Below are 26304 nucleotides of genomic sequence, written 5' to 3'. Positions count from 1 at the left end.
GCAGAGCAGTTTGCTTTGATTTGAAACATGGCTAGTGTATAAAGGATGTATACCGGTCTACTAAAGTAGATTGCATTGACGGGAGGCGTTTTGGAGCAACAGCAAAATACAATCTGGTATGACGAAGCATCTCGCCTTGTATTTGCCGAGCTTGTAAACGTATTTTATGCCAGAGAGTTGCCGAAACTTGCTGAACTCTCAGATCATACTCGCCTTCAGCGTTTGTTAAACAGCCTGCCGTATTATGTTGAGCGCGCGGCCACACATATTATTCATGGTGATGTCCCGCTTGAGCTAGATAGTTTCAATGGATGTTGGTTAGCAAAGCAAAAATCACAGCCTAAATGTGATGACGCTGCCAACGCAGCATTTTTTACCACTAAGGTGAAAGTGGGGCTGGTGGTTCCCGTGCTATATGCAGACTCGACGGGGACAACCGTAAGGCTCGACAGTGTCGACCAAGTGAATGAGGCTGACAAATTGCACTGCAACCAATTTGGCTGGTTTAGTGTTAATGGTAATAGCTTACAAGCAAGCGACGAAGCGCGTGTACAATTGCTAAAACCGACGAAAGCGTTAATGACAGCGGCTTGTTGTGGCCATACTTGGTATTTTGGCAAAGCGGTAGTACCACGAAGGCTGACGCTAAGAGAAATGTTACTTGCCAGTTCAATTAATTGGCCACAAGTACAAAAAACAAAAATGAGTCAACTATCCTAATCGACTCAAAAAACAGAAGTTTGGATTAAGCAATGCGATTTTTTCAGTTAGCGCTGTTGGTTTTAGCGCTATTTATTCAGTACAGACTTTGGTTCGGCCACAATGGCGTGGAGGACTACACTCGGATAAAATCCGTGGTTAAATCGCACCAAGAAACCAATGCCAACCTCAGTAAACGAAATAAATTATTAAAAGCGGATATCGACGATTTAAAACTCGGCCTTGAAGGGGTTGAGGAGCGTGCTCGTCATGAGCTCGGCATGATTAAGCCTGGCGAAACTTTTATCCGTGTATTACCGAAAGTACCTCATGAAAAGAAACGATAAACTTGCAGTCGTCATCCCCGCAGCTGGGGTTGGCAGTCGTATGCAGGCGCAGATGCCTAAACAATATATTCCACTATTAGGCAAACCGATTTTAGTACACACACTGGAAAAACTAGCCGGGCTTGAGTGCGTCAGTCAATTTATGGTCGCCGTTTCCAAAGAAGATGGATATTTTTCATCGGCGTTACTGCCTGATAGCCGTTTTAGCCACTGCGAAGGTGGACAAGAACGTGCCGACTCTGTTTTATTGGCGCTAAAAGCATTGGCACCAAGTCGCCCTGACTGGGTGTTAGTTCATGATGCAGCTCGACCTTTAGTTGCGCTGGACGATATTCATCAGCTGATTTCACGATGTATAAACCAACAGCAAGGTGGCATACTGGCTGCCAAGGTTAAAGATACCATCAAACGCGGTACGGAGTTGGTACAGGAAACCGTACCTAGAGCGTCGTTATGGCAGGCTTTTACGCCTCAAATGTTTAGGTATGAAGAGTTATTGGCGGCATTGGAGCTTGGACTTTCTCAAGGTGCAAATATCACAGATGAAGCATCAGCGATGGAATTACAAAATCAGCCAGTCCAACTCATTGCCGCGCGTACGGATAACATTAAGATCACGACGCCGGAGGATTTACCTCTAGCGGAGTTTATAATTCAACAACAAGGTAAACAGCATGATTAGAATTGGCCACGGATTTGATGTTCATAAGTTTGGTGGAGCTGGCCCATTGACGATTTGTGGGGAAAAAATTCCTTACGAACAGGGCTTTATTGCGCACTCCGATGGTGATGTGGCAATTCATGCATTGTGTGATGCCTTGTTGGGAGCGCTTGCGCTGGGAGATATTGGTAAGCACTTTCCTGATACCGCGAGTGAATTTGAAAATATCGATAGTCGTATTTTATTACGCCGCGTGATGGAACAAGTGAAAACGCTTGGCTATCAAATAGGCAATATCGACGTCACGATTGTCGCACAAGCACCAAAGATGCGACCACACATTGATGCGATGCGCACTAACCTTGCTGCGGACTGTGAAGCGCAGCTAGACCAAGTTAATGTTAAAGCGACTACCACTGAAAAACTGGGTTTTGAGGGACGTAAGGAAGGGATCTCAAGCCATGCTGTGGTGCTATTGGTAAAAGCATGAAGACACTCAACTATCTTTATGGCAACCCGTTATCTGACGGCGATTATAAGTCACAACCAGAAGACTTTAGAGTCGAAGAAATTTTAGATATTCCTTTTACTGGCGAAGGTGAGCACGTTTGCTTGCAGATCATAAAAAAGGGAGAAAACACTGCATTTGTCGCTAAAAAGCTTGCAGAATTTGCCCAAATTTCACCGCGAGATGTCAGCTATGCAGGAATTAAAGACAGACACGGCGTATGTACGCAGTGGTTTAGCGTGCCGGTGCCAATTAAAAAGTCGATAGATTTTAGTGCATTAAATAGTGACTCTATTTTTGTGGTGCAGCAAATACGGCACAATCGAAAGTTAAAAACAGGTTGTCATAAGGGTAATCGCTTTGCCATTACCCTCAGAAACGTGACTGCTCCACTTGATATTCTGTCGCGTATTAATGCCGTACGCCAAGGGGTTCCTAATTATTTTGGAGAGCAACGTTTTGGTCATGATGGCCACAACTTAGCCATGGCAGATAGGTTATTTGACGGCGAAAAGATCCGCGATAAAAAGCTCAGAGGGCTGGTGCTTTCAGCCGCTCGTTCTCACCTGTTCAACGAAGTCGTTAGTCGCCGCGTGGCAGAGCATGGTTTGGCAACGACTTGGCACCGTGAAATCTTTTTACTGAGCGGTAGTAACGCCTTCTTTGACTCAGAGATTGATTGCGAGCTCATTGAGCGGTTACTGAATGGCGATATTTTGCTTTCGGCGCCATTGGTTGGTAAAGGTGAAAAGGGCTTATTACCGCAAGAGCGTGAATGGTTGGCACCTTTTGCTAAATGGCACGAAGGATTGGCAGAATTTGGGATGAAAAATGAGCGTAGAGCACTTAGATTAATACCCGAAGCGCTTAAGGTGAGTATGGCTGACGACAGTACGCTAACCCTTGAATTCAGTTTACCAAAAGGAACTTTTGCCACGGCGCTGCTCAGAGAGCTTGTTAATCATAAAGATGCCAGTAAAAAGTTTAATAAACATGAAGAGTCGATACAGCAGTGAGATACTCATTGTCTAACAAGAAAAAGAGGTGAAATATGAAGATCCTATTGAGTAATGACGATGGTGTTCACGCCAAGGGCATTGCTATCTTGTATCAAGCGTTATCACAAATCGCAGACGTAACCGTTATTGGTCCAGATAGAAACTGTAGCGGTGCGAGTAACTCGTTAACCTTATTAAACCCGCTCAGAGCAACTACGCTAGATAATGGTTTTATCTCTGTGAATGGCACGCCAACCGACTGTGTTCACCTTGGAGTGAACAAACTGATGGATGAATTGCCGGATTTAGTCGTTGCAGGGATCAACAATGGCGCTAACCTTGGCGATGATACGCTGTACTCCGGCACTGTTGCGGCGGCCACTGAAGGTCGACATGTGGGCTTACCTGCGATTGCCGTTTCTCTTTGCTCTAAAAATGAAGCCCATTATGAAACTGCAGCACATGTCACGGTAGAGATCATTAAAAAGCTTGCAAACCATCCGCTACCAAAAGACCAAATCATTAATATCAACGTCCCTGATATTCCATTAAGTGACTTAAAAGGGATTAAAGTCACTCGACTAGGCTCACGTCATAAAGCGGATACCATGACCGAACAAATCGACCCATGGGGCCGAAGTGTGTACTGGTATGGCACCTTAGGTCATGAAAGTGACGCTGGTGAGGGCACGGATTTTCACGCTGTAAACAACGGTTATGCCGCTATCACACCGCTCAAGGTGGATATGACGGCTTACGAGAGCTTAGATGCTGTGGCGAGCTGGTTATCTTAAGAGGCGTATGTGCTGAGTAATTATCAGGGCAGCGCTAATGCGCTAGTGGAACTGCTAAAACAGCAAGGCGTAGAGGATGAAGTGGTACTCAGTGCCATCGCTAACACGCCTAGACACTTGTTTGTCGATGAAGTGCTTAAACATAAGTCATATGAAAATACAGCTCTTCCTATCGGACAAGGACAAACAATATCGCAACCTTTTATCGTTGCAAAAATGACCGAAGTGTTAAAACAAGTGGGTGTTAAAGGGCGTATTTTGGAAGTGGGGACGGGCTCAGGTTATCAGACCGCAGTACTCGCGCAAGTGTTTGAACAGGTCTTTAGCATTGAACGGATCAAGTCACTGCAATGGCAAGCGCGCAGAAGGCTGCATTTGCTGGATTTATATAATGTGACGATGAAACATGGAGACGGTTGGAAAGGCTGGGCTTCAAAAGCGCCTTTTGCAGGGATCATTGTTACTGCCGCAGCACAATCAGTACCAGATGAGTTATTGGCGCAACTAGAAGATGGCGGTGCTATGGTCATTCCCATCGGGGTTGAAGCGCAAACACTCACCTTGTTTGTTAAACAAGGGGAGCAGTTTATTCGTCACGCCCTCGCACCTGTACGCTTTGTGCCTTTAGTCGCTGGCGAAGTCGGTTAATTTTGTAGCTTTAAAAAACAACTCCATAAAATATAACTATTTTTTCCAGTAGAATGTGAAAACCAAGCAAAATTAAGTTAGATTGATATGATAGTCGTTGATAGTAGCACTGGAAAATATAAGTAATGTACAAGTCTCAGGTCATCATATCGATTTGTTTAAGCGGCCTGCTTGTTGCCTGCTCATCGAATCATACGCCTGCGCCTGTAACAACTTTATACTCTGGTAAGACCACTTCGTCACATAAAATTAATATTAACGGAAGCAGTTACAAAGTAAAAAAAGGCGATACTTTATTTGCAATTGCATTTAGCGCGAACAAAGATGTAAGAACGCTCGCGCAAATCAATAAAATTAAGCCTCCGTACACGATCTACCCCAATCAGATCATTCGTCTAGAATATCCCAAAAATAAAAACAAAAAGAACACAAAATACACGAAAGTAAACCACAAGTCTCAGTCTTTAAAACAAAAAAGTAACAAAAGCCCCAAAAAAGAGCTTGATAAGCCAAATCAACGAGAGTATGTTCAAAGACAAGCCACACAAAAATCTAGTAGTACCAAGGCTTTGTATAATAATAAGGTACTATGGAAATGGCCTGCTGAAGGCAAAGTGACTCGTCACTTCTCTGTTAAAGAGAATGGTTATAAGGGATTGGAGATCTCTAATAAACCAGGTACTTCAGTTAAGGCTGCTGCTGGCGGTGTAGTTGTATATGCAGGGAGTGCGTTGCGTGGGTATGGTAATTTAATCATTCTGAAACATACAGATGATTATCTAAGTGCGTATGCCCACAACGCTAAGTTACTAGTCAGAGAACAGCAAAAAGTTAAAGTTGGGGAAAAAATTGCCGAAATGGGTAGTACAGATGCTTCTAAGACGGCGCTTAGGTTTGAGATCCGTTTTAAAGGTCAAGCTGTAAACCCGGCAAAATACTTGCCATAAAGTAATGCGAGTACATCGATTGGTTCGAGTACCCTTACTTTTATTCGCTTGGGGAGAATACTTATGGCTCACACTGCAAAATTACCTACAAAATCTACTCCAGAGTTAGACAAGTTCGAAGATGATAATATTGACGAACCGAAAGACGAATTACTTGAAGACCTCGAAGACGACGAAGAAGTTTTTGCCAAAGAAGAAGTGGTTAAAAACTTAGATGCTACTCAACTCTATTTAGGTGAAATTGGATTTTCCCCACTGCTCAGTGCAGAAGAAGAAGTTTACTTTGCGCGTAAAGCGTTAAAGGGGTGCGAAGCCTCACGTAAACGGATGATAGAGAGTAACTTGAGATTAGTGGTTAAAATCGCTCGTCGTTATAACAACCGTGGTTTGGCATTACTTGACCTCATTGAAGAAGGTAACTTAGGCCTGATCCGGGCGGTGGAAAAGTTTGATCCAGAACGTGGATTTAGATTTTCTACATATGCAACTTGGTGGATCCGTCAAACTATCGAACGTGCAATCATGAACCAAACTCGTACCATTCGTTTGCCTATTCATGTTGTCAAAGAGCTCAATGTTTACCTACGTACAGCACGTGAATTGACGCAAAAGCTGGATCATGAACCTACCGCAGAAGAAATCGCTGAATGTCTCGACAAACCCGTCGAAGAAGTCAGTAAGATGCTGCGTCTAAACGAAAGGATCACTTCGGTTGATACGCCTATCGGTGGTGAAAATGACAAAGCACTGCTCGATATTATCGCGGATGAAAAGGGCGGTGGTCCAGAAACCGAAGTACAGAGCAACGATATTAACAAACACATTGTTGATTGGCTTGGAGAGTTAAACCCAAAACAGCGAGAAGTGCTCGCGAGACGCTTTGGTTTGCTTGGTTATGAGCCATCTACGCTTGAGGATGTTGGCCGCGAAATCGGGCTAACGAGAGAGCGGGTAAGACAAATTCAAGTTGAGGCGTTGAGACGCTTAAAAGACATTTTACAACACGAAGGGTTAAGTACCGATAGCCTATTTGAGCAACAGTAAATTGGTATGATTTACTCATTAAAAAAGCCGCAATATGCGGCTTTTTTAATTCTTGAAATGGTATAAAACCAGCCAAGATAGAAAGCGATTACAAGCTTTCTATCTTGGCTTTTTGTTCAAGTAGCTTAGTTTTTGCATCGCTAAACTCAGCTAATTTTGCTTTCTCTTTAGCAAGTACTGCTTCAGGTGCGTTACTTACAAACTTTTCGTTTGCGAGTTTCTTTTCAACCTGCTCAAGACCTTTTTCTGCTTTTTCAAGCTGCTTAGCAATACGCGCAAGCTCTGCTTCTACATCAATCAGACCTGCCATTGGGATCATGATTTCAAGGTCGCCGATAAATGCAGTCGCACAAGCTGGTGCTTCGTCTTTGCTTGCAAGCAAATCTACCGTTTCCAGTTTTGCCAGAGCGCTTAAGAAAGCTTGGTTTTCTTCTAGACGACGTTTGTCATCTTCGCTTGCACCAGTAAGTAACACGTTTAGCGGCTTGCTTGGACTGATGTCCATTTCACCACGAATGTTACGGATAGCAATAATAAACTGCTTCACCCACTCAAGATCAGCCATCGCTTGCGCATCAACTTTGCTTTCGTCGAATACTGGAAACGCTTCAAGCATAATTGTCTTCGCTTCGACACCTGCGATTGGTGCTACACGTTGCCAAATTGTCTCTGTGATATAAGGCATTAGTGGGTGCATCAAACGTAGTAAGCCTTCCAATACAGTGATAAGCGTATGGCGTGTACCACGCTGCTGTGCTTCATTGCCTTTAAATAGAATTGGCTTAGTTAGCTCTAGATACCAGTCACAGAATTGGTTCCATGTGAACTCATAAATAGTGTTTGCCGCAAGGTCAAAGCGATAGTTATCCAAGTGCTCAGAGAACACCTTAACTGTATTTTGGAATTGGCCTAAAATCCAACGATCCGCAAGAGAATACACTTTTTCGTTATCGTTGAAGCCACAGTCTTGTTCTTCTGTGTTCATCAATACATAACGGCTAGCATTCCAAAGCTTGTTACAGAAGTTACGGTACCCTTCAAGACGGTTCATATCCCAGTTGATATCACGCCCCGTTGATGCCATTGCTGCAAGAGTGAAACGCAATGCATCAGTACCGTGTGCTTCAATACCATCGACAAATGTTTTGCGCGTATTCTTCTCGATTTTTGCCGCAAGCTGTGGCTGCATCATGTTGCCAGTACGTTTAGTCACTAGGCTCTCAAGATCGATACCGTCAATCATGTCTAGTGGATCTAACACGTTACCTTTTGACTTAGACATCTTATCGCCATTTTCATCGCGAATAAGGCCAGTCACATAAACGGTCTTAAATGGAACTTGAGGTTTACCATCTTCATCTTTGATGAAATGCATGGTCATCATGATCATGCGAGCTACCCAGAAGAAGATAATGTCGAAACCAGTAACCAAGGTATCTGAAGGGTGGAATACCTTTAGATCTTCTGTGTTTTCAGGCCAACCTAACGTTGAGAAAGTCCACAGTGCAGAAGAGAACCAAGTGTCTAGTACGTCTTCATCTTGGGTCAGCGTTACGCTCGCATCCAGGTTATGGTTTTGACGAACTTCAGCTTCGTCACGACCAACATATACATTACCTTCGCTGTCATACCATGCTGGGATCCTGTGGCCCCACCAAAGCTGACGGGAAATACACCAGTCTTGAACATCACGCATCCAAGAGAAGTACATGTTCTCGTATTGCTTAGGTACAAATTGAATATCGCCATCTTCTACCGCCTTTACAGCAGGCTCTGCAAGAGGTGCAACGCGAACATACCACTGATCGGTAAGTAGTGGCTCGATTACTACGCCAGAGCGGTCGCCGTAAGGAACGGTTAGACTGTGATCGTCGATTTTCTCAAGTAGACCAAGCTGCTCAAACTCGTCAACAATTTGCTTACGCGCATCGAAACGGTCAAGGCCGTGGAAACGCTCTGGAATTGGTGCGTCCATCGCTTCAAGTGGCTTACCATCAAAAGTAAAGCACTCACCCGTATTCAGAACTGCCGCGTCTTTGTTGAACACGTTGATCATTGGCAGCTCATGGCGCTTACCAACTTCGTTATCGTTAAAGTCGTGTGCTGGCGTGATTTTTACGCAGCCCGTGCCTTTTTCCATATCTGCATGTTCATCAGCAACGATAGGAATGCGACGGTTGACGATAGGAAGTAGAATTTCTTTACCAATTAAGTCTTGGTAACGTTCATCATCCGGGTTTACTGCAACGCCAGTGTCGCCAAGCATGGTTTCTGGACGAGTGGTTGCTACGATAATGTAGTTTTTACCATCTTTAGTGGTTACGCCATCCGCAAGTGGATAGCGCAAGTTCCACATATGACCCTGCTTGTCTTTATTCTCAACTTCTAAATCAGAAATCGCAGTGTGTAATTTAGGATCCCAGTTAACTAGACGCTTACCACGGTAGATTAAGTCATCTTGATATAGGCGAACGAATACTTCTTTTACCGCTTCAGACAGGCCGTCATCCATCGTAAAGCGTTCTCTATCCCAATCTACAGACGCACCTAAACGACGTAACTGTTTGGTGATTGTGCCACCTGATTGCTCTTTCCATTCCCAGATTTTATTGATGAATTCGTCACGGCCTAAATCATGGCGTGATTTACCTTCTTCGGCTGCAAGCTTGCGCTCAACCACCATCTGAGTGGCGATACCAGCGTGGTCAGTACCCACTTGCCATAGCGTGTTTTTGCCTTTCATACGCTGATAGCGGATCAAAGTGTCCATGATAGTGTCTTGGAACGCGTGGCCCATGTGTAGACTACCTGTGACATTCGGCGGTGGGATCATAATCGAGTATGCGTCACCATTGCCTGATGGCTTAAAGTAGCCATTTGACTCCCAGTCTTGGTACAAAGACTGTTCAATATCTTGTGGATTGTAGGTTTTATCCATTACACAGAACCCTAAAAATGCTATTTCTCAATGTCTTCAGTGGAAATTGTTGCGCCAAGTGCACGAAGTTGCTTAAAGCGTTCTCGTGCGGCTTGCTTAGCGCTGGCTTCAACAGGCACAAAATCTATCACCTGTTCAAAGCGACGAATAAAGTCAGGGACGACCCGGGCTAGATTAATAAGCACGGGGCGACGAGCAGCAGGAGGCATAGTGCCAATTTCCACCGGTGCGCCGCCTTTGGGGCCTTCGCCTTGTAAGTTGTGGGGCACAAACCTGTCTGCGTCAAAACACCAAAGGTGCTCATCAAATAAATGAGCGTCGTCAGTATTATCGACGTTAACAAAGATACGGTGTCCAGCTTGATATAAGCTCGCCGCAGTTTGTGCTGCCAGATCAAAATGAGCCGGAACGCTAATCCCCGGCTCATCGTTTTGTTTTAACACGTAAAAGCGCGCTTTGATAGTCATGATAATAATACCAATTGCGAGGAGTACTGAGGTTTGCCACAGGCTCCACAGCTGCTCAATATCTGTAATCTTGTTTACCGTGATAGCGTAGACGAAGAAAATCAGTATGCGCGGCTTAGTTTAAAACTAATTATAGCGCCACTTAAATGCACATAAATAAGCCTGTATTCTGCCATATAAAGGCAATACCATCAATCAAGAAGCAAGCGAAGAAGAATAAAATATGGCAAGTGGTAGGAAGCGCTTGCTGAGGTTGTTTAGTTGCTTTGTAGTCTTAATTTGGTACGTGATATAGTCGCGGGGTAAACCCGCTGCTACGGTTTGGATTAACTTTTTGCAGCTGCGACTTTATGTCGCGGGTAAACCCGCTGCTACGGTTTGGAGTAACCTTGTGAGCTGCGACTTTATGTCGCGGGGTAAACCCGCTGCTACGGTTTGGATTAACCTTGTGAGCTGCAACTTTATGTCGCGGGGTAAATCCGCTGCTACATGTCGCGGGATAAACCCGCTGCTACATGTCGCGGGATAAACCCGCTGCTACATGTCGCGGGATAAACCCGCTGCTACATGTCGAGGGATAAACCCGCTGCTACGGTCTGGAGTAACCTTATGTAGCAGCGACTTTATGTCGCGACTTATGCTTGTTAAGTGTCGCGACCAGACTATTAGTCTTGCTGTGCGTCCGTGATATTGGCGCGGTTAAGTAAATATTGCATCAGCATAGGCACAGGACGACCTGTAGCGCCTTTGTTCTTGCCGCTGCGCCATGCAGTACCTGCGATGTCTAAATGCGCCCAGTTGTACTTTTTAGTAAACTTAGACAAGAAACACGCGGCTGTAATTGTGCCAGCTGCGCGACCACCTAAGTTCGTAAAGTCAGCAAATGGGCTTTCAAGTTGTTCTTGATAATCATCCCAAAGCGGCAGTTGCCACGCTCTGTCGCCACTTTGTTCTGACGCTTTTAGCAAATCATGGGCAAGCGGGTTATGGTTAGATAATAAACCTGTCGCATGGCTACCAAGCGCAACGATACATGCCCCCGTTAATGTCGCTACATCGACAACGGTTTCTGGCTCGAATGCTTCAACGTAAGTTAGCGCATCGCACAGTACTAAGCGGCCTTCGGCATCCGTATTGAGTACTTCAACGGTTTGACCGGACATAGTGGTTAAAATATCGCCCGGACGGTAAGCATCGCCCCCTGGCATATTTTCGCAGCCAGCTAAAACACCAATTACATTAAGTGGCAGTTGCATTTGTACGACAGCTCGCATTAAACCAAGTACGCCTGCGGCTCCGCCCATGTCGTATTTCATTTCATCCATCGCTTCGCCAGGCTTGATAGAAATACCACCCGAGTCAAATGTTAAGCCTTTACCCACGAATACGATTGGTGCTTGGCCTTCGTCACCACCGTTATAGTGGATAACCGACATCACTGACTCGTTGCGACTACCACGGCCAACTGCTAGGTATGAGTGCATACCCAGCTCTTCCATTTCTTGTTCACCAACAAGGTTTACGGTAACGTTATCAAAGTCTTCAGCCAACTGTTGTGCTTGCTCGCCCAAATAACGAGGGTTGCAGATATTTGGTGGCATATTCGCAACGTCTTTACACAACTTACTACCTGCTGCGATAGCAAGACCGTGCTCAATCGCGCTTTCACCGATTGTTAATTCACGGCGCGTTGGTACGTTAAAGACGATTTTACGTAGCGGGCGTCTAGCCTCACTCTTTTTGCTTTTTAGTTGATTAAAGGTATACAGGCAATCTTGCGTGGTTTCGACCGCTTGGCGAACTTTCCAGTAAGTATCACGGCCCTTAACATGTTGCTCGGTCAGAAAACATACCGCTTCCATTGAGCCAGTTTCATTTAACGTATTGATGGTCTTAGAGATGATTTGTTTGTATTGTTTATCATCGAGCTCTCTTTCCTTACCACAACCCACCAACAAAACGCGTTCGCTTAGTACATTTGGTACATGATGAAGAAGTAGAACTTGTCCTGGTTTGCCTTCAAGATCACCACGTCTGAGTAAATTTGAGATATAGCCTTCGCTTATTTTATCCAGCTGTTCACCAATTGGTGAGAGACGGCGTGGCTCGTATACACCTACAACAATACATGCGCTACGCTGTTTCTCTGGACTACCACTTTTAACGCTGAATTCCATTGCGACTCCTGAGTCTTTGTCATGTCATTTTGAACTTTTTACGCCAACACACTTTCCTACATTAAAGTCATGAATATGCTTTAACCTTAGGTAGGATATTCCGGCGCATTGACATATAATAAAGTGACTAAAATAATCAGTTTACTCAATTTTTCCCACTATTCCAGTGAAACAAGACGTTTTATAGGGACGAACATTGCTTATTTTCCGCTATTTAACGGGTGAAGTACTAAAATCTCAGGTTGCGGTTTTTCTCACCTTAATGACAATATTTTTGTCACAAAAGTTTGTACTCATTCTGAGCTCAGCGTCTGAAGGGAGTATACCGGGTAAGTTAGTACTTGCTATGCTTGCGTTAAAACTGCCACAGTTGGCCGGTTATATTTTACCGCTTAGTCTCTTTCTTGGGATCATTTTAGCTTATAGTCGTATTTACGCCGACAGTGAAATGACGGTACTGCGCGCCTGCGGGGTCAGTGAGTGGTATGTGGTTAGGGTGACTTTAGTCTCTAGTGTATTTTTTGCATTACTGGCCGCTTGTGTGAGCATGTATATTGCACCTTGGGCGAGCGAAAAAGAATACCAATTAAGAGAGCAAGCTGATGCGGAATCGGGGCTTTCTACTCTCAGAGCCGGTAGATTTCAGCAAACGGGCAATGAAAAAGCGGTGGTATTTGTTCACGGTATTAGCGAACAAGGCCGCGAATTAGACAAAGTGTTTGTCGCGCAATTGCCCGAGAAGGACTCAAATCAAGCCGCTCGTTTAGTGTATGCGCAAAAAGGTGAAGTGATTGAGCTTGATAGTGGTGAGCAGCAATTACTCCTTCATGAAGGTAAGCGGTACGAGACCGATGGTTTCAGCCAAGCACTTAATCGCACTGAATTCGGTACTTATCAAGTGCAAATTAAAGAACAAGAAATTGAACACCAGCGCCGTAAATTAGAGGCTATTCCAAGCTTACAGTTACTTGAAATGGATACGCCAGAAGCAAAAGCACAATTTCAGTTGCGATTATCGGTGCCCATTTCCATTTTGCTACTCACTTTACTGGCGGTTCCTTTGAGTGTGGTAAACCCAAGACAAGGCAAGTTCGCTAAGCTCGTGCCAGCAATTACGCTATATTTGGGTTATTTCATTTTACTCAATGCAGGCAAGTTTTTGTTAGCTGAAGAAAAAGTGCCAGCTTCAGTCGGTCTCTGGTGGATCCACCTAAGTGTGCTCTTTATCGGCGTTTATTTAATTGCGAAAGGAAGACCTTTTGGTGTGTGGGTGCGCTCGGTATTTATCAAACGGGAGACGACGGTATGATGAAGACGCTAGATTGGTACTTAGGGCGTAGCATCTTACAAACCACGGGTTTCGCGCTATTAGTTTTTGTTGGGATCAATACGCTTATAAAGTTTATTGAGCAACTGCGCTCGGTTGGTCGTGGCAGCTATGATTTACTCGGTGCCATGCTCTACACCATTTACAGCATGCCAAGCGATATCGTCGTCTTTTTCCCGATGGCTGCGCTGATTGGTGGCCTGATTGGTCTTGGTGCACTTGCCTCAAGCAGTGAACTAATTGTTATGCAAGCGGCTGGGTGGTCGCGTTTTCAAATTATCATGTCGGTGATGAAAACGGCAGTGGTGCTGGCATTACTGATGATGGCGCTTGGAGAGTGGGGCGCACCAAAAGCGGAGCAAACCGCAAAACGGTTAAAAAACGAAGCAATTTATGGCGGTGAAGTCTACAGCGCTCAGCGTGGTGTTTGGGCGAAAGACGGCGGCAATTTTATTAACATTGGTAATGTTGAAAAAAACGGTAAGCTTAAAGATATCGCAATTTATTATTTCGATGACTCACTAACACTAGCAAAAATCGTACGCGCTCAGTCGGCGCAAAGCATATCTAACGGCTGGCAATTGCAAGATGTGGAAGAAGTGCATATCGATCAACAGCAAATTACAACGCATTATTCAAAATCAATGCTCTACGAGTCTGAATTAAGTGAAGACAGGCTAGGTGTTGTGTCGATAGAGCCCGATGCTTTGTCTTTTACAGGGTTATGGTCATTTCTCGCTTATCTAAAGCAAAATGAGCAAGATTCAAGTAGCTATGAACTCGCGCTGTGGCGTAAGGTGATGCAGCCGCTGACGATTGGGGTAATGCTGCTGGTGGCTTTGTCATTTATCTTCGGGCCATTGAGGACGGTGAGCATGGGCGCGCGGATTATTATGGGCGTGGTAACAGGCTTAGCTTTCCATCTGAGTAATGAAATTTTTGGCCCTATCGTGATGGTATATCAAGTTCCACCGGTAGTTGGTGCGTTAATGCCAAGCTTGTTATTTATCGGATTGGCTATCCATCTGCTGAAGAAACAAAATTAACGTTTTGAATTAAGTAAAAATATAGGCCTCATATTGAGGCCTATATTTTTTATGGACATGGCTAATGGAATAGGCTGCTATTTGAAGCTTAGATTAGTCTAAGCTGTTATACACCTTTTTATTTTCCTCTTTGCTCAGTAGCACTACCTCAGTGCCACACAGCATATCCTGGAGCGATCTTTTCTTTTTAAAGTCTAACAATACTATCAGATTACCCAGTCCAAGTAGCGCGCATAGGCTACGAGCGATTGCTTTTGGCCAAGTTAACAGTGCTCCGTCGGGGGTTTGCACTTTTAAGCGCCACGCGCGCATGCCGATAGTTTGGCCGCTCTTAGTCCAAAAATAGGCAAAAAATAGCACCGAAACCAACACCAATAACGTGGCTCTAAGTGTATATAAGATAGGATCCGCTTGGATCAGCGCCGATACGTCTTCATGATTGCCAAGCGCGAGCAGGTTAAATGAAATTAAGGCATTGATGGTTAGTAAAAATAACACGGTAGTCAGCATTGCGAACGCGACGACCACTAAGCTGTCGTATATAAGTGAAGCCAAGCGACGGCTGAAATTCGCTGGAGCAAAATGTGACATAACAACTCTCATAATTACAAGGTTGCGGAGTATTTTACACATAAACCGGTAAAACGTTTACTGAATTACGTTAACTAATGGACTAGCAACGCCTTGTCTTTGCCGTTTTAGCAGAAATAAAGTTGACTTTAGGGCAATATTTAACTGATTGTGCGCAAATAACAAGCAGTTAACGCCTTATTGCAAAAAAATTACTTGCCGTTCTTAATCGCCTTTGTATAATGCAATGCATAGAGACGAAGGCAAATAAAAAAAGCCCGAGCTCAAAGTGGTTTTTCTTTATTTTCTCTTGTTTTAGAAGATGAAAGAAAAATTATGCCAGTGTGATGGAATTGGTAGACATGACGGATTCAAAATCCGTTGCCTTCGGGCGTGGCGGTTCAAGTCCGCCCACTGGTACCACTTTTTATAACCCTTGCTTTCTAGCAAGGGTTTTTTTATGCCTTGAATCGTAGGTCGAGATTTATCTCGACGAATTAGATTAATTGGCTCAGTGGATTGGTTTCTCTCTACAGACCAGCCTTGTGCAACTGGACTTGGGCGCCACGCGGGTGGCGCTAATACAGGTTAAGAGTCCGCCCACTGGTACCACTTTTTATAACCCTTGCTTTTTAGCAAGGGTTTTTTTATGCCTCGAATTGTAGGTCGAGATTTATCTCGACGAATTGGCTTTATCTCAATGGATTTGTTTATCTCAATGGATTGGTTTATCTCGATAGACCGTCCTTGTGCAACTGGGCTTGGACGCCACGCGGGTGGCGCTAATACAGGTTAAGAGTCCACCCACTGGTACCACTTTTTATAACCCTAACCGATTGGTTGGGGTTTTTTTATGCCTCGAGTTGTAGGTCGAGATTTATCTCGACGAATTAGATTAATTGGCTCAGTGGATTGGTTTCTCTCTACAGACCAGCCTTGTGCAACTGGACTTGGACGCCACGCGGGTGGCGCTAAGACAGGTTAAGAGTCCGCCCACTGGTACCACTTTTTATAACCCTTGCTTTCTAGCAAGGGTTTTTTTATGCCTTGAATCGTAGGTCGAGATTTATCTCGACTAATTGGGTTTATCTTGACGAACGAATTGGTCTTATCTCGATGAATTGATTTAAGCGTCACATCACATGTGTTATTCGCCGCTACAAATCAAGCCACCTTCACGATTCAACCCATTATTCTAAACCGGCAGTTACTTCCTCACAAAACTGGCAGTTTTCGGTAAATTGCCTATGCTTTTGTAATTAAATTGGTTTATTGTAGATTTAAGCAGCTAGATTTTATTAGGCAAGAGAGGCGATGAAGGTAACCGTAGAAAAGCAAACCATAGTGCTGTTATCGTTGTTTACCATCGTGTTCTGGAGTTTGACTTTCTACGCGGTAAATCTTATTTCTCACTCTATTGTGGTTCAGGAAGTAAGCGAAAGAACCGAAACGGTAAGGTCTAACATTTCACTTGTCCGCGCTAAAATTGAAAACGCCATATTTATGGACACCTATCTAGCTGAGAGTTTAGCGACTTTTGTTACAATCGATCCTGACTTTGCAATTGAGCATTGGTCTCATGTGGTTGCTAAAGCCGTTGAAAAGTCGACGCTGATTCGCCATGTCGGTCTCGCGCCAAATAATATCATCAGTCATGTCTATCCAGTTGAAGGGAACCGAGCGGCTATCGGTTTCGATTTTCGTACTAACCCTGAACAGTTTCGCACCGTTGAAATTGCAAGAGCCTCTCAAAAGGTATTTATCGCCGGTCCATTGCAGCTAGTACAAGGCGGTGAAGCATTGATAGCGAGGTTTCCTGTGTTTTCAGATTATCCGAGGAATGAAAACTACTGGGGCGCGATTAGTGTAGTTCTAGATTATCAAAAGCTGCTTGAATACAGTGGCATTAACGAGTTGGACAGTGCCACTTTAGCGATTCGAGGTCGAGATGGACTAGGTGAACAGGGGGATGTATTTTATGGCTCTGCTACCTTGTTTGAAACACCAGATTTAGTCATCCCAATCAATTTACCATCTGGTGAATGGCAGCTTGTGGCTGATTATCAAATAGACGAGAACACCTATGCGGAGGCAAGGCAACAAGCTCAGATTTTGGTTACTGCTGTTGCCTCAATATTGTTTCTCTCGTTATTAGTACTCTATCGTTCGTATCACTTAGCACATACCGCCTCGTTGCAAGATGATTTAACTAAGTTGCCCAACCGTCGCTATGCGATTAGGCAACTCAATACGTTACTTGGTCGTTCAGAGCAACCGTCATTTGTGCTGCTTAACCTCGATCTAAATAATTTTAAACAAGTAAACGATAAGTTTGGTCATGAAGTGGGAGATAAGCTGTTACTCCATGTCTCGTCAATTTTGATGAACTCAGTGCGTGTGTACGACTTTATCGCGCGATTGGGGGGGGACGAGTTTGTTATTATTTTGCACAGAGTGTCAGAAGACGCTTTGGTTAACTCAATTATAAAAAATATTAAGGAGCAGGTTGAAAAGCAACCGCTACAAATTGATAGGCACACTATTCAAACGACGGTAAGCGTTGGTTATGCTTTCCCTTCAGCAAATCAAGATAGTGTTTCGGAACTCATGGCTCGCGCCGATCACAGCATGTATTACGATAAAAATCTGTCGCAACGACAGCAAAAAGAAAGTGAGGTTTTGGAAACAAATCAGGAAACCCACTAGAACTATACTAAGCTTACAGAGTATCAATTAAGTGAGAATGTGCCGTGCAGCTAAAGCAGTCAGTTCTATTTTTCAAAATTGCCGCGTTGACTTCTGCGATTGTGATCATTTTCGTCAGCTGGTTTTTGTATTACGAAGTGAGCCGTAGTGCTCGCCTTACTGCACAACTTACTCAGCTGCAAACCGCTCTACAACGAACCATGGATCAAGAAGAGCATATTCTTATTCGAGCACAAAAAGATGATGTTTCTGTCATCCCACAATTAAAGTACAGCTATCAGGATAGCTTTAGTAACTTGCTTAATTTTATGGCCAATGAAGAGGCCTTGCTGCCTTTGCTATTACAGCTCGATGAACTGTCAAAAGCCTACTTTGGTAAACTAGATGAACTTATCCGTTTGCATGAGCAACTCGGCTATGACGAAAATGCGGGTATTTATGGTGAGTTCAGACGTAGCGCCCATGCCTTGCAGGAGCGAATTTCTGGTAAGGCTATGCCTCAGTTGGAAATTACCATATTGGAATTAAGGCGTCGAGAAAAAGACTTTTTGTTAAGAGCTGACTTAAGTTATTTGCAGCAACATGAACAACTCGTCATGCATGCTGAGCAACTAATCAAAGACAGCGCGCTAAGTGAAGAGATAAGCAATTTGCTTAAACGTTATGAAGCGGGTTTTGCAAGCTATGTTGCTATTTTGCGAAAGCTAGGTTTGCACGATGGTGAAGGCGTACGCGCGGAGCTATTCACCGAGAAGCAAAAATTACGAAGCCAGTTTGAGCTAGTATCAATCCGTACCCAAGCCGTTACGCAAGAACGTAAAGAAAGTATCATTTTATATGGCCTCATTTTAATTGTACTGATGAATATTGCTGTGCTTATCTTACTGAATTATCAAAATAGCAAAGTCACACGGCATATACTGGCTATCAATAAAGTACTCGTAAAAGTTGCTAAGCTTGAAGACTTTAGTTTAAGGGTGAATATTGACGGTAACGATGAGATTGCACAAATTGCTCATCAACTCGATGACCTATTAGCATTTATTGAAACCTTGCTTGCGCGCCTGAGCGCAGCGCAGCAACGCTTAATCGAAGAAGCCAAAATGGCGAGCCTAGGAAATATGGTGAGTGGCTTTGCTCATGAGCTTAATACGCCGCTTGGTGTTGCTATTACCAGCCAATCGCATTTAAAAGAGCAAGTCGCTACACTAAAGTCACAACTTGAACTTGGTAAGTTACAGCGGCAAACCTTGACGACACTAATTACTGAGGCAGAAGCCGCGCTATATTTATTAGAAAATAACCTTCACCGCACAGCCTCGCTGGTAGATGATTTTAAGCTTGTGGCAGTGAATCGAGAGTTTGAAGAAAAGAGTACGTTCAACCTTAAGCATTTAGTTAAAAATGTCTTTGATTGCTACCAATCAGAATTAAACCAAGAAGACTATGCCATTGAACTCGAAATCCCCGAAAACCTAACTTTGATCAGCTACCCGTCGGTGTTTAGCCAAGTTGTTGGGTACAGTATTAACAATTGCATCAAGCACGCCAAGATTGACGGGCAAAAGCTCAATATTGTGGTATCTACCGTATTAATTAATGATTATATCCATTTTTATTTTAAAGATGATGGTGCCGGTATAGATAAAGAGCTATTGCCCGCTATCTTTGAGCCTTTCGTTACTTCGAAGCGTTTTTCGGGAGGGACAGGGCTTGGCTTGAGTATCGTATATAACTTAGTAACACAGAAGTTGAAGGGTGAAATCAAAATGCAAAGCCCTGCGCATGGCGGTGCCTGCTTACATATTATTTTAACCGGAACAGAGTTTAATTTTACAGAAGAGTGAGTAACCTGAGCTTCGGATAATTAACGCCTTTCTAGCAGCCAGTTTTTGTGCTAACTGCGTTGAATTCACTTCCAATAGCTAGCTATTGGTGCATAAATTCGTCTTGCCTACAGGATGTAGGTACCAGGGCGGTAGCAGGACGCGAGAGCGGGGTTATCCCCAAAACTCTCTGGCTAGATAAGGAAATAGTTTAATGTGAGTTTAAAAGCAATTAGTTAGCTCATTCCTTATCCAAACCTCAGGTTAAGTAACCGGAGCGTGGGATAACAACTCGCTTTCTAGCGGCCGTTATTTCTTATGCGGATTTGCTTATCTGAATACAGCTTATGTAAGGTAAATAAAGTAAAAAAGCCAGCATGACTGATCATGCTGGCTTTTATTCGGTTCATTGGCAGTAGGTATTAGCCTTTTTTGCTCGCTACCCACTCATCAACAAATGATTCAAGCACGTTTAGTGGAACTGGGCCATTTTTCAGTACGACGTCGTGGAACTCACGAATATCAAACTTATCGCCTAGTTCTTTCTTAGCGGCTTCACGAAGTTCTAAGATCTTCAACATCCCCACTTTATACGCTGTAGCTTGTGAAGGCATAACAATATGGCGCTCTACCATCTTCACTGCGTCTGACTTAGCATTAGGTGTATTATTTACGTAGTAATCAATACCTTCTTGACGTGTCCACTTCATTGCATGGATCCCCGTGTCTACTACTAAACGGCACGCACGCCATAATTCCATCGATAAGCGACCAAAATCTGAATAAGGGTCTTCGTATAAACCCATTTCTTTTGGTACAAGCTCAGAATATAAGCCCCAACCTTCGATGTATGCAGTGTAGCCACCAAACTTACGGAATTTAGGCATATCTTCTAGCTCTTGAGCAATCGCTATCTGCATGTGGTGACCCGGAATACCTTCGTGATAAGCCAAGGCTTCCATTTGGTAAGTAGGCATCGCTTCCATGTCGTAAAGGTTTGCATAGTAAACACCAGGACGTGATCCGTCAGGCGCAGGTTGCTGGTAGAAAGCTTTACCAGCAGATTTTTCGCGGAATGCCTCTACGCGTTTTACTATCATGTCCGCTTTTGGCTTAACGATAAACAGCTCATCCAAGCGTGACTTCATATTATCGATCATCGCTTTGGCTTCGGCTAAATATTGTGCCTTACCAGCTTCTGTATTTGGAAGGTAAAACTGCTTGTCGGTTTTCATGAACTCCATAAAGGCTTTTAAATCGCCTTTGAAGCCCACTTTCTCTTTGATTGCTCGCATTTCGTCATGAATACGCGCCACTTCAGATAAACCGATTTCGTGAATTTCTTCAGCGCTTAATGCTGTGGTTGTCGTACGTGCTAGGGCGTTATTATAAAACTTTTCGCCGTTAGGGAACTTCCATGCACCATCACGGTTGTCTGCTTTTTTCTCAAGTTTATGTAGGTAGCCAATCAACTTGTTATAAGCAGGTTTTACTGCTGTTGTTAGCGCGTCTGTTGCTTCTATTACCAGCGCTGACTTCTCGTCTTCACTGATTTCAAGTGTTGCTACTTTGCGTTTGAAGTCAGCCAGTAACGTTGAGTCGTCACCCGCAGCAAATGGTGCACCTTTGATGATATTTTCACTTGATTCAATGACGTGAGGGAAAACGAATTTCGGTGCAATAATACCTTTGTCCGCACGCGCTTTTAAGTCAACGATGAGCTGATCAAATACAGCTGGTACACCGTTTAAGCGTGAGATATAGGCTTTGGCATCTTTCACATCGGTAATTTGATGCTGGTTGATTAAAAATGCAGGCACCATTGAGTGTGTACCATACATCTGATTTACCGGATATGAGTGATAACGCCATTTAAAATCAGCAATGGTGTTTTCAAGACCTTGCTTGAATAAGTCGTAGCTCACTTGCGTATTGGCATCTAGCTTACTGCGATCAATTGCATTAAGCGCAGCTAAGTCTTGCTTCGTCAGTTCAAGATCTTCAAGTTGGCGTGCTTCGCTGCCGTCATCCCACTTGTCGTAGTCTTGTTTGATACCCATATAAGTTTGGTAAACTGGGCTACGCATTACGCCACGGGTAAACGACGCTTCAAAAAGTGCGTTTGCCTTTTCTACTTCACTTTTTACAACTTGTTGTTCAGCTTTTGGAGCAGGTGCTGGAGAGTGTGTGGTTTGTTGACAGCCAGCAAAAAGCGCGACGCTTACCGCTGCTGCTAAAATGGTTAATTTACGCATTTTATACCCTTTTATTATATGTTGCCGAATGGCGGTTCTCATGCGGGTTGCAGTGAATATCACCCGCATAATTTCTATAATCTTATTAAACAAATAACTCTAGCAGATCGTTGAGGTATCGGTGGCCTTTATTTGTAACTAGCCATGAATCGTTGGTTTCCTCAATCAAACCCTTATCTACGGCCTCAGCAATTTGCGTTGCAATAGCGCTAAGTTCAAGACCAGTGTAGTCAATAAACTGTTGTTTTGATGCGGCAGTTTTTAAACGGAACACATTCATAAAAAACTCAAATGGTCTGTCATCGCTTGCAACATGCCACTGCTCATACAAATAGGGTTTACTCAGATCCATATAGCCGCGAGGGTGTTTTACCTTTACGGTTCTTAAGATCTGTTGCTGCTCAGGCAAAGTGATTTTGCCATGTGCACCACAGCCGATCCCGAGATAATCGCCAAATTGCCAATAATTCAAGTTATGTCGACATTGAAATCCCGCTTTGGCATAGCCTGATATCTCATATTGCTGGTAGCCGTGCTCTGCAAGTAATGCCTGACCTTGTTCTTGGATGTCCCACAGTGTTTCATCCTCAGGTAAAACCGGAGGCTTAGAGGCAAACTGCGTATTTGGCTCAATGGTTAATTGATACCAAGAAAGGTGTGGCGGTGCCATCGCAATGGCTTTTTCTAAATCACTTAAGGCATCGCTAACAGATTGATTGGGAAGGCCATGCATCAAATCAAGATTAAAGCTATTTAATCCTGCTTGATGCGCTTCTTGAGCGGCATTGAGCGCTTCTTGCTCGCCATGAATACGACCAAGTTGAGTAAGCTTTTCCTGTTGTAAGCTTTGCACTCCTATCGAAATACGATTGATGCCAGCCGCGACATAATGCTTAAAACGATCTGTCTCAACTGTGCCTGGATTTGCTTCTAAAGTGACTTCAATGTCATCCTCAAAACCAATTAGCGCCTCAATTTCACTGAGTAAATAGCGGTACGCTTCACCGGAAAGCAGGCTAGGGGTGCCACCGCCAATAAAAATACTACTGAGTTTACGGCCTTGAACATAGTGAAGATCGGCTTTGATATCGTGGAGCAAATGTTGAATATATTCCGTTTCAGGAATATCGCCCTTTTTACCATGGCTGTTGAAATCACAGTAAGGGCACTTTTGCACGCACCAAGGTACGTGCACATAAAGACTTAATGGAGGTAGTTTCACGCGAGGCCTTGAAAGTGACTGACGAGTTGTTTAAGTGCCTGTCCTCTATGGCTGATTGCGTTTTTTTCTTCCTTGGTTAGCTCTGCTGATGTGCAGTCTAAACCTTGTACCTTAAAGATTGGGTCGTAACCAAACCCTTCTCGGCCTTGTTGTGTTGTGGTGATTTCACCTTCCCAACTCGCCTGACAAATAATCGGCGTTGGGTCGTCAGCGTGGCGCATATAAACTAAAACACACCAAAAACGGGCGCTGCGCTCAGTTTGTTCACCAAGCGCTGCGAGTAAGTGATCAATATTTTTTTGGTCGTCGGCGTTTGCGCCAGCATAACGCGCTGAATATACTCCAGGTGCGCCGTTTAATGCGTCTACCTCAAGGCCTGAGTCATCGGCAATGGCAGGCAAGCCAGAAATCTTAGCAGCATGACGAGCCTTGATAATGGCGTTTTCCACAAAGGTCGTGCCGGTTTCTGCAACCTCTGGCACCTTGAATTCACTTTGCGGTAATACCTCAATGTCATACTGATTTAGCATCGCGCTAAGCTCTTTGACTTTACCTTGGTTGCCCGTGGCAAGTACCACTTTATTTGACATATGTTTCTCTACTCTACATAAAACTTTTGTGAGAACGTGAGTTTTCGGCTTTGCTTACCTTCACTGATCTCAATGTCGAAACGAAAAATATCTTCATCGTCGTAATCTAATTGGGCAAGATAGTATATTGCCTCACCTTCCACGACTTCTTTAAACTCTAGCTGTACGGTTTTACCAAGTAAGTTTTTGGCGCTACCTGCAACGCGTGCCTTAACTGCGGGTTTTCCTGGCTTGTCGGCCAAGATCGAGATATTTACAATCGCTTTGTTACCGCTACGAATTAAGCCATACGCTTTTGCAATTGTGGGCTGAACAAAGGTGGACGGGAAGGCGATATAATGCACTTCCCAAGGACCTAAGTCTTTAAATTGGCCGCCTTGTTCATCTTGAGCGAATGCGGCCGGTGCAAGCAGCATCATTAACGCAATAATCAATGATTTCATTGGGATGCTCCTATCTCAGTAAATCCATCATTAGGATCTGCAAAAATTGCATGCCGATAATTAGGACTAAAATAGATAAGTCCAGTCCGCCTAGCGGTGGGATAACCTTGCGAATAGGTCTTAGCATCGGCTCTGTTAATTGCTCGAATACGGCGGCAACTGGATTGTAGCCTTGCGCTACCCAACTTAAAATGGCGCGAATAATAAGGATCCAGAACACCAAACTAAATGCTTCTTTTACTACCGTAATAGCGCCACCAATCAGCGCGCCTAAAGCGTCAAAGTAACCACCGAATAACGCCATCAGCGTCGCCATTTTGGCAAAACCAATAATGAATGCCAGCACCAAAGAGGCAAGATCTAAACCGCCCACACCCGGAATGATTTTTCTCAGTGGGTTCACGGCAAAAGAGGTTGCTTTAACAACCGCTTGGCTTAGCGGGTTATAAAAGTCCGCTTTGACAAGCTGCAACCAGAATCGTAGTAATACGACCATTAAAAATAGATCAAATACGATCCCGACTAAAAATTGCATGGCATTCATTGGTCACCTTTAGATTTCTTTTTCCATTGCTTCAGCGCGCGCGATACATGCATCCATCGCGTCCGCTACGGTTTTTGGTAATTGCTGTGCTTTTAAATGCTCAACGGCTGCGTGGGTTGTGCCACCTTTAGAGGTGACGTTAGCGCGTAGCTGAGCGATGCTAATTTCTGGTTGCGATAATGCCATTTCAGCCGCACCTAGCGCAGTTTGCTGCACAAGCTTTCTGGCTTCCTCAGGACTAAAACCTAGGGCTTTAGCTTTTTCTTCAATGGCTTCCATAAATAAGAAGAAATACGCTGGAGACGAACCGGTTACCGCAATAACGTCGTTGATTTTCGACTCTTCATCAAGCCACAGGGCAATACCCGTGGATGAAAATACTTGCTCAACATAGTCTTTTTCTTCATCGCTGATATCTACGCCATACAGGCCAGATACACCGCGCCCAAGCAGTGATGGCGTGTTAGGCATACAGCGCACCATTTTTACCGGTTGGCCGAGCATTTCTCTCAGTCGTGCAACGGTAATTCCGGCGGCGACAGAGATAAACAGTTTATTGCTAATATCAATATCTGCATCTTGAAAGGTCTGACACAGCTCGGCCATCATCTGTGGTTTTACAGACAAGACAATGACGTCAGCCGCGGCGACTGCTTCTAGATTATCTTGTGTTGTTCTTACCGATAATTGCTCTGCGACTTTGGCAAGTTTCTCTGCATTGCGGTTGGTGGCAATAATAGACTGCGCGTCAAAGCCACTTTTGATCATGCCACCGATAATGGCATAGCTCATATTTCCCGTTCCAATAAATGCAATTGTCTTGTTTGACATTGTGTTATTCACCTCACTGTCGTTTGCCAAAAATATCAGTACCAATGCGAACCATAGTGGAGCCTGCTGCAATCGCAGTGTCTAAATCGCCACTCATTCCCATCGATAAGGTATCTAGCTGTTGATATTGGTCCTTTAGTCTATCAAAGCAAGCGCGCATTTGCTGGAAATATTGTAATTGCTTTTGTTTATCATCGGTTTGTTCTGTGATAGTCATCAAGCCACGAAGCTCCAATTGACGACAGTCATTAATAAACTGCGCCAGCGTATCAACCTCATCGGGATGACAACCTGATTTGTTGTCATCACCGCTAATATTGACCTGCAACAGCACCTTGAGTGGCTTTAAGTTTGTTGGTCTTTGCTCATTTAGCCTGCGTGCGATTTTCTCTCTATCCACGCTTTGTACCCAATGGAAGTTTTCGGCGACTAATCTTGATTTATTGGACTGGATTGGACCAATAAAGTGCCATTCAAGCGCTTTGTTTTGTTTAAAATAGGTAACTTTATCAACCGCTTCTTGTACGTAAGATTCACCGAATTGGGTTTGACCTGCCGCAATCGCAGCCTCAATATCGGCGATAGGTTTGGTTTTAGAAACCGCGAGTAATTGTACTGTTTCGCTGAATTGACAGTTTTGCTTGGCTTTTTCTATCCTGCCGTAGGCGTTATCTAAGCGTTCTGCTATTGTAACCATATAGTACTAGTGCTCATTG

General features: G+C 44.1%; 26 protein-coding genes and 1 tRNA gene. 16 read left to right on the top strand and 11 right to left on the bottom strand.

Annotated features, from left to right (window positions below; genetic code table 11):
- Window positions 1–75: 75 nt before the first annotated feature.
- The 9 genes from EXT47_RS13655 (at window position 76) to rpoS (ending at window position 6646) form a co-directional block, all read left to right on the top strand.
- Window positions 76–720: a hypothetical protein gene (locus EXT47_RS13655; RefSeq protein ID WP_205991262.1), complete on the top strand. Its 645-nt coding sequence runs from the start codon at window positions 76–78 to the stop codon at window positions 718–720.
- A gap of 32 nt (window positions 721–752) precedes the next feature.
- Window positions 753–1046: a cell division protein FtsB gene (gene ftsB, locus EXT47_RS13650; protein WP_010377404.1), complete on the top strand. Its 294-nt coding sequence runs from the start codon at window positions 753–755 to the stop codon at window positions 1044–1046.
- The gene (ispD, locus tag EXT47_RS13645) at window positions 1030–1728 is read left to right on the top strand and encodes a 2-C-methyl-D-erythritol 4-phosphate cytidylyltransferase (RefSeq protein WP_130126822.1); all 699 of its coding nucleotides are present in this window, start codon (window positions 1030–1032) and stop codon (window positions 1726–1728) included. Before ftsB ends, ispD begins: the two co-directional genes overlap by 17 nt.
- Window positions 1721–2197: a 2-C-methyl-D-erythritol 2,4-cyclodiphosphate synthase gene (gene ispF, locus EXT47_RS13640; RefSeq protein ID WP_130126821.1), complete on the top strand. Its 477-nt coding sequence runs from the start codon at window positions 1721–1723 to the stop codon at window positions 2195–2197. Before ispD ends, ispF begins: the two co-directional genes overlap by 8 nt.
- Window positions 2194–3231: a tRNA pseudouridine(13) synthase TruD gene (gene truD / locus EXT47_RS13635; protein ID WP_130126820.1), complete on the top strand. Its 1038-nt coding sequence runs from the start codon at window positions 2194–2196 to the stop codon at window positions 3229–3231. The genes ispF and truD overlap by 4 nt, the downstream gene beginning before the upstream one ends.
- Window positions 3232–3266: 35 nt before the next feature.
- Window positions 3267–4007 carry a 5'/3'-nucleotidase SurE gene (gene surE, locus EXT47_RS13630; protein WP_010377409.1) on the top strand — a complete coding sequence of 247 codons (741 nt, stop codon included), beginning with the start codon at window positions 3267–3269 and terminating at the stop codon, window positions 4005–4007.
- A gap of 9 nt (window positions 4008–4016) precedes the next feature.
- On the top strand, window positions 4017–4655 hold the full coding sequence (locus tag EXT47_RS13625) for a protein-L-isoaspartate(D-aspartate) O-methyltransferase (RefSeq protein WP_130126819.1): 639 nt from the start codon (window positions 4017–4019) through the stop codon (window positions 4653–4655).
- Between the two features lie 125 nt (window positions 4656–4780).
- On the top strand, window positions 4781–5602 hold the full coding sequence (locus EXT47_RS13620) for a peptidoglycan DD-metalloendopeptidase family protein (RefSeq protein WP_130126818.1): 822 nt from the start codon (window positions 4781–4783) through the stop codon (window positions 5600–5602).
- A gap of 63 nt (window positions 5603–5665) precedes the next feature.
- Window positions 5666–6646 (top strand): RNA polymerase sigma factor RpoS, encoded by a 981-nt coding sequence (rpoS, locus tag EXT47_RS13615; protein ID WP_017217021.1) that lies wholly within the window; start codon window positions 5666–5668, stop codon window positions 6644–6646.
- Window positions 6647–6734: 88 nt separating this feature from the next.
- On the opposite strand, the gene EXT47_RS13610 is transcribed toward rpoS, so the two are convergent.
- From EXT47_RS13610 to pepA, 3 genes are all read right to left on the bottom strand, one after another.
- Entirely contained in the window at window positions 6735–9584 is a 2850-nt protein-coding gene (locus EXT47_RS13610; protein ID WP_039494436.1) for a valine--tRNA ligase, read from the bottom strand.
- A gap of 20 nt (window positions 9585–9604) precedes the next feature.
- Window positions 9605–10051 (bottom strand): DNA polymerase III subunit chi, encoded by a 447-nt coding sequence (locus EXT47_RS13605; protein WP_010377414.1) that lies wholly within the window; start codon window positions 10049–10051, stop codon window positions 9605–9607.
- A 665-nt stretch (window positions 10052–10716) separates the two neighbouring features.
- Complete coding sequence (gene pepA / locus EXT47_RS13600; protein ID WP_010377415.1) at window positions 10717–12228, bottom strand: leucyl aminopeptidase; 1512 nt, start codon at window positions 12226–12228, stop codon at window positions 10717–10719.
- 196 nt (window positions 12229–12424) lie between these two features.
- Here pepA and lptF point away from each other — a divergent pair, with 196 nt between their 5' ends.
- Together lptF and lptG are read left to right on the top strand one after the other, a co-directional pair.
- Window positions 12425–13537, top strand: a complete 1113-nt coding sequence (lptF, locus tag EXT47_RS13595) for an LPS export ABC transporter permease LptF (RefSeq protein WP_039494438.1) — start codon at window positions 12425–12427, stop codon at window positions 13535–13537.
- Window positions 13534–14601, top strand: a complete 1068-nt coding sequence (gene lptG / locus EXT47_RS13590) for an LPS export ABC transporter permease LptG (protein WP_017217017.1) — start codon at window positions 13534–13536, stop codon at window positions 14599–14601. Before lptF ends, lptG begins: the two co-directional genes overlap by 4 nt.
- Before the next feature lie 93 nt (window positions 14602–14694).
- Here the strand turns inward: lptG and EXT47_RS13585 are convergent, their stop codons facing one another.
- Window positions 14695–15192 (bottom strand): RDD family protein, encoded by a 498-nt coding sequence (locus tag EXT47_RS13585; RefSeq protein WP_130126817.1) that lies wholly within the window; start codon window positions 15190–15192, stop codon window positions 14695–14697.
- Between the two features lie 317 nt (window positions 15193–15509).
- Here EXT47_RS13585 and EXT47_RS13580 point away from each other — a divergent pair.
- The 5 genes from EXT47_RS13580 (at window position 15510) to EXT47_RS13570 (ending at window position 19724) form a co-directional block, all read left to right on the top strand.
- Window positions 15510–15594 (top strand) — tRNA-Leu (locus EXT47_RS13580).
- Window positions 15595–15820: 226 nt separating this feature from the next.
- A complete protein-coding gene (locus tag EXT47_RS23855) occupies window positions 15821–15967 on the top strand; it encodes a hypothetical protein (protein ID WP_165383816.1) in 147 nt (48 codons plus the stop codon).
- A 57-nt stretch (window positions 15968–16024) separates the two neighbouring features.
- Complete coding sequence (locus EXT47_RS24195; RefSeq protein ID WP_276319736.1) at window positions 16025–16156, top strand: hypothetical protein; 132 nt, start codon at window positions 16025–16027, stop codon at window positions 16154–16156.
- Between the two features lie 329 nt (window positions 16157–16485).
- Complete coding sequence (locus tag EXT47_RS13575) at window positions 16486–17877, top strand: diguanylate cyclase (RefSeq protein ID WP_039494440.1); 1392 nt, start codon at window positions 16486–16488, stop codon at window positions 17875–17877.
- A gap of 44 nt (window positions 17878–17921) precedes the next feature.
- Window positions 17922–19724, top strand: a complete 1803-nt coding sequence (locus tag EXT47_RS13570) for a HAMP domain-containing sensor histidine kinase (protein ID WP_039494441.1) — start codon at window positions 17922–17924, stop codon at window positions 19722–19724.
- Window positions 19725–20125: 401 nt separating this feature from the next.
- On the opposite strand, the gene EXT47_RS13565 is transcribed toward EXT47_RS13570, so the two are convergent.
- From EXT47_RS13565 to EXT47_RS13535, 7 genes are all read right to left on the bottom strand, one after another.
- Entirely contained in the window at window positions 20126–21958 is a 1833-nt protein-coding gene (locus EXT47_RS13565; RefSeq protein ID WP_039494442.1) for a DUF885 family protein, read from the bottom strand.
- 85 nt (window positions 21959–22043) lie between these two features.
- Window positions 22044–23180, bottom strand: a complete 1137-nt coding sequence (gene hemW, locus EXT47_RS13560; RefSeq protein ID WP_039494444.1) for a radical SAM family heme chaperone HemW — start codon at window positions 23178–23180, stop codon at window positions 22044–22046.
- Window positions 23177–23770, bottom strand: coding sequence for an XTP/dITP diphosphatase (locus tag EXT47_RS13555; protein ID WP_039494445.1), 594 nt, complete (start codon window positions 23768–23770; stop codon window positions 23177–23179). Before EXT47_RS13555 ends, hemW begins: the two co-directional genes overlap by 4 nt.
- An 8-nt stretch (window positions 23771–23778) precedes the next feature.
- Window positions 23779–24213: a DUF4426 domain-containing protein gene (locus EXT47_RS13550; RefSeq protein WP_130126816.1), complete on the bottom strand. Its 435-nt coding sequence runs from the start codon at window positions 24211–24213 to the stop codon at window positions 23779–23781.
- A gap of 10 nt (window positions 24214–24223) precedes the next feature.
- On the bottom strand, window positions 24224–24757 hold the full coding sequence (locus EXT47_RS13545; protein ID WP_010379021.1) for a YggT family protein: 534 nt from the start codon (window positions 24755–24757) through the stop codon (window positions 24224–24226).
- Window positions 24758–24766: 9 nt separating this feature from the next.
- The gene (proC, locus tag EXT47_RS13540; RefSeq protein WP_039494449.1) at window positions 24767–25588 is read right to left on the bottom strand and encodes a pyrroline-5-carboxylate reductase; all 822 of its coding nucleotides are present in this window, start codon (window positions 25586–25588) and stop codon (window positions 24767–24769) included.
- 13 nt (window positions 25589–25601) lie between these two features.
- Complete coding sequence (locus EXT47_RS13535) at window positions 25602–26285, bottom strand: YggS family pyridoxal phosphate-dependent enzyme (protein WP_130126815.1); 684 nt, start codon at window positions 26283–26285, stop codon at window positions 25602–25604.
- Window positions 26286–26304: the final 19 nt, after the last annotated feature.

Source organism: Pseudoalteromonas sp. CO342X, from assembly GCF_004208915.1.
Classification (GTDB): Bacteria; Pseudomonadota; Gammaproteobacteria; order Enterobacterales; family Alteromonadaceae; genus Pseudoalteromonas; species Pseudoalteromonas maricaloris.
The sequence above is the reverse complement of the archived record's forward strand: the minus strand, read 5'-3'. Positions and strand labels throughout refer to the sequence as shown.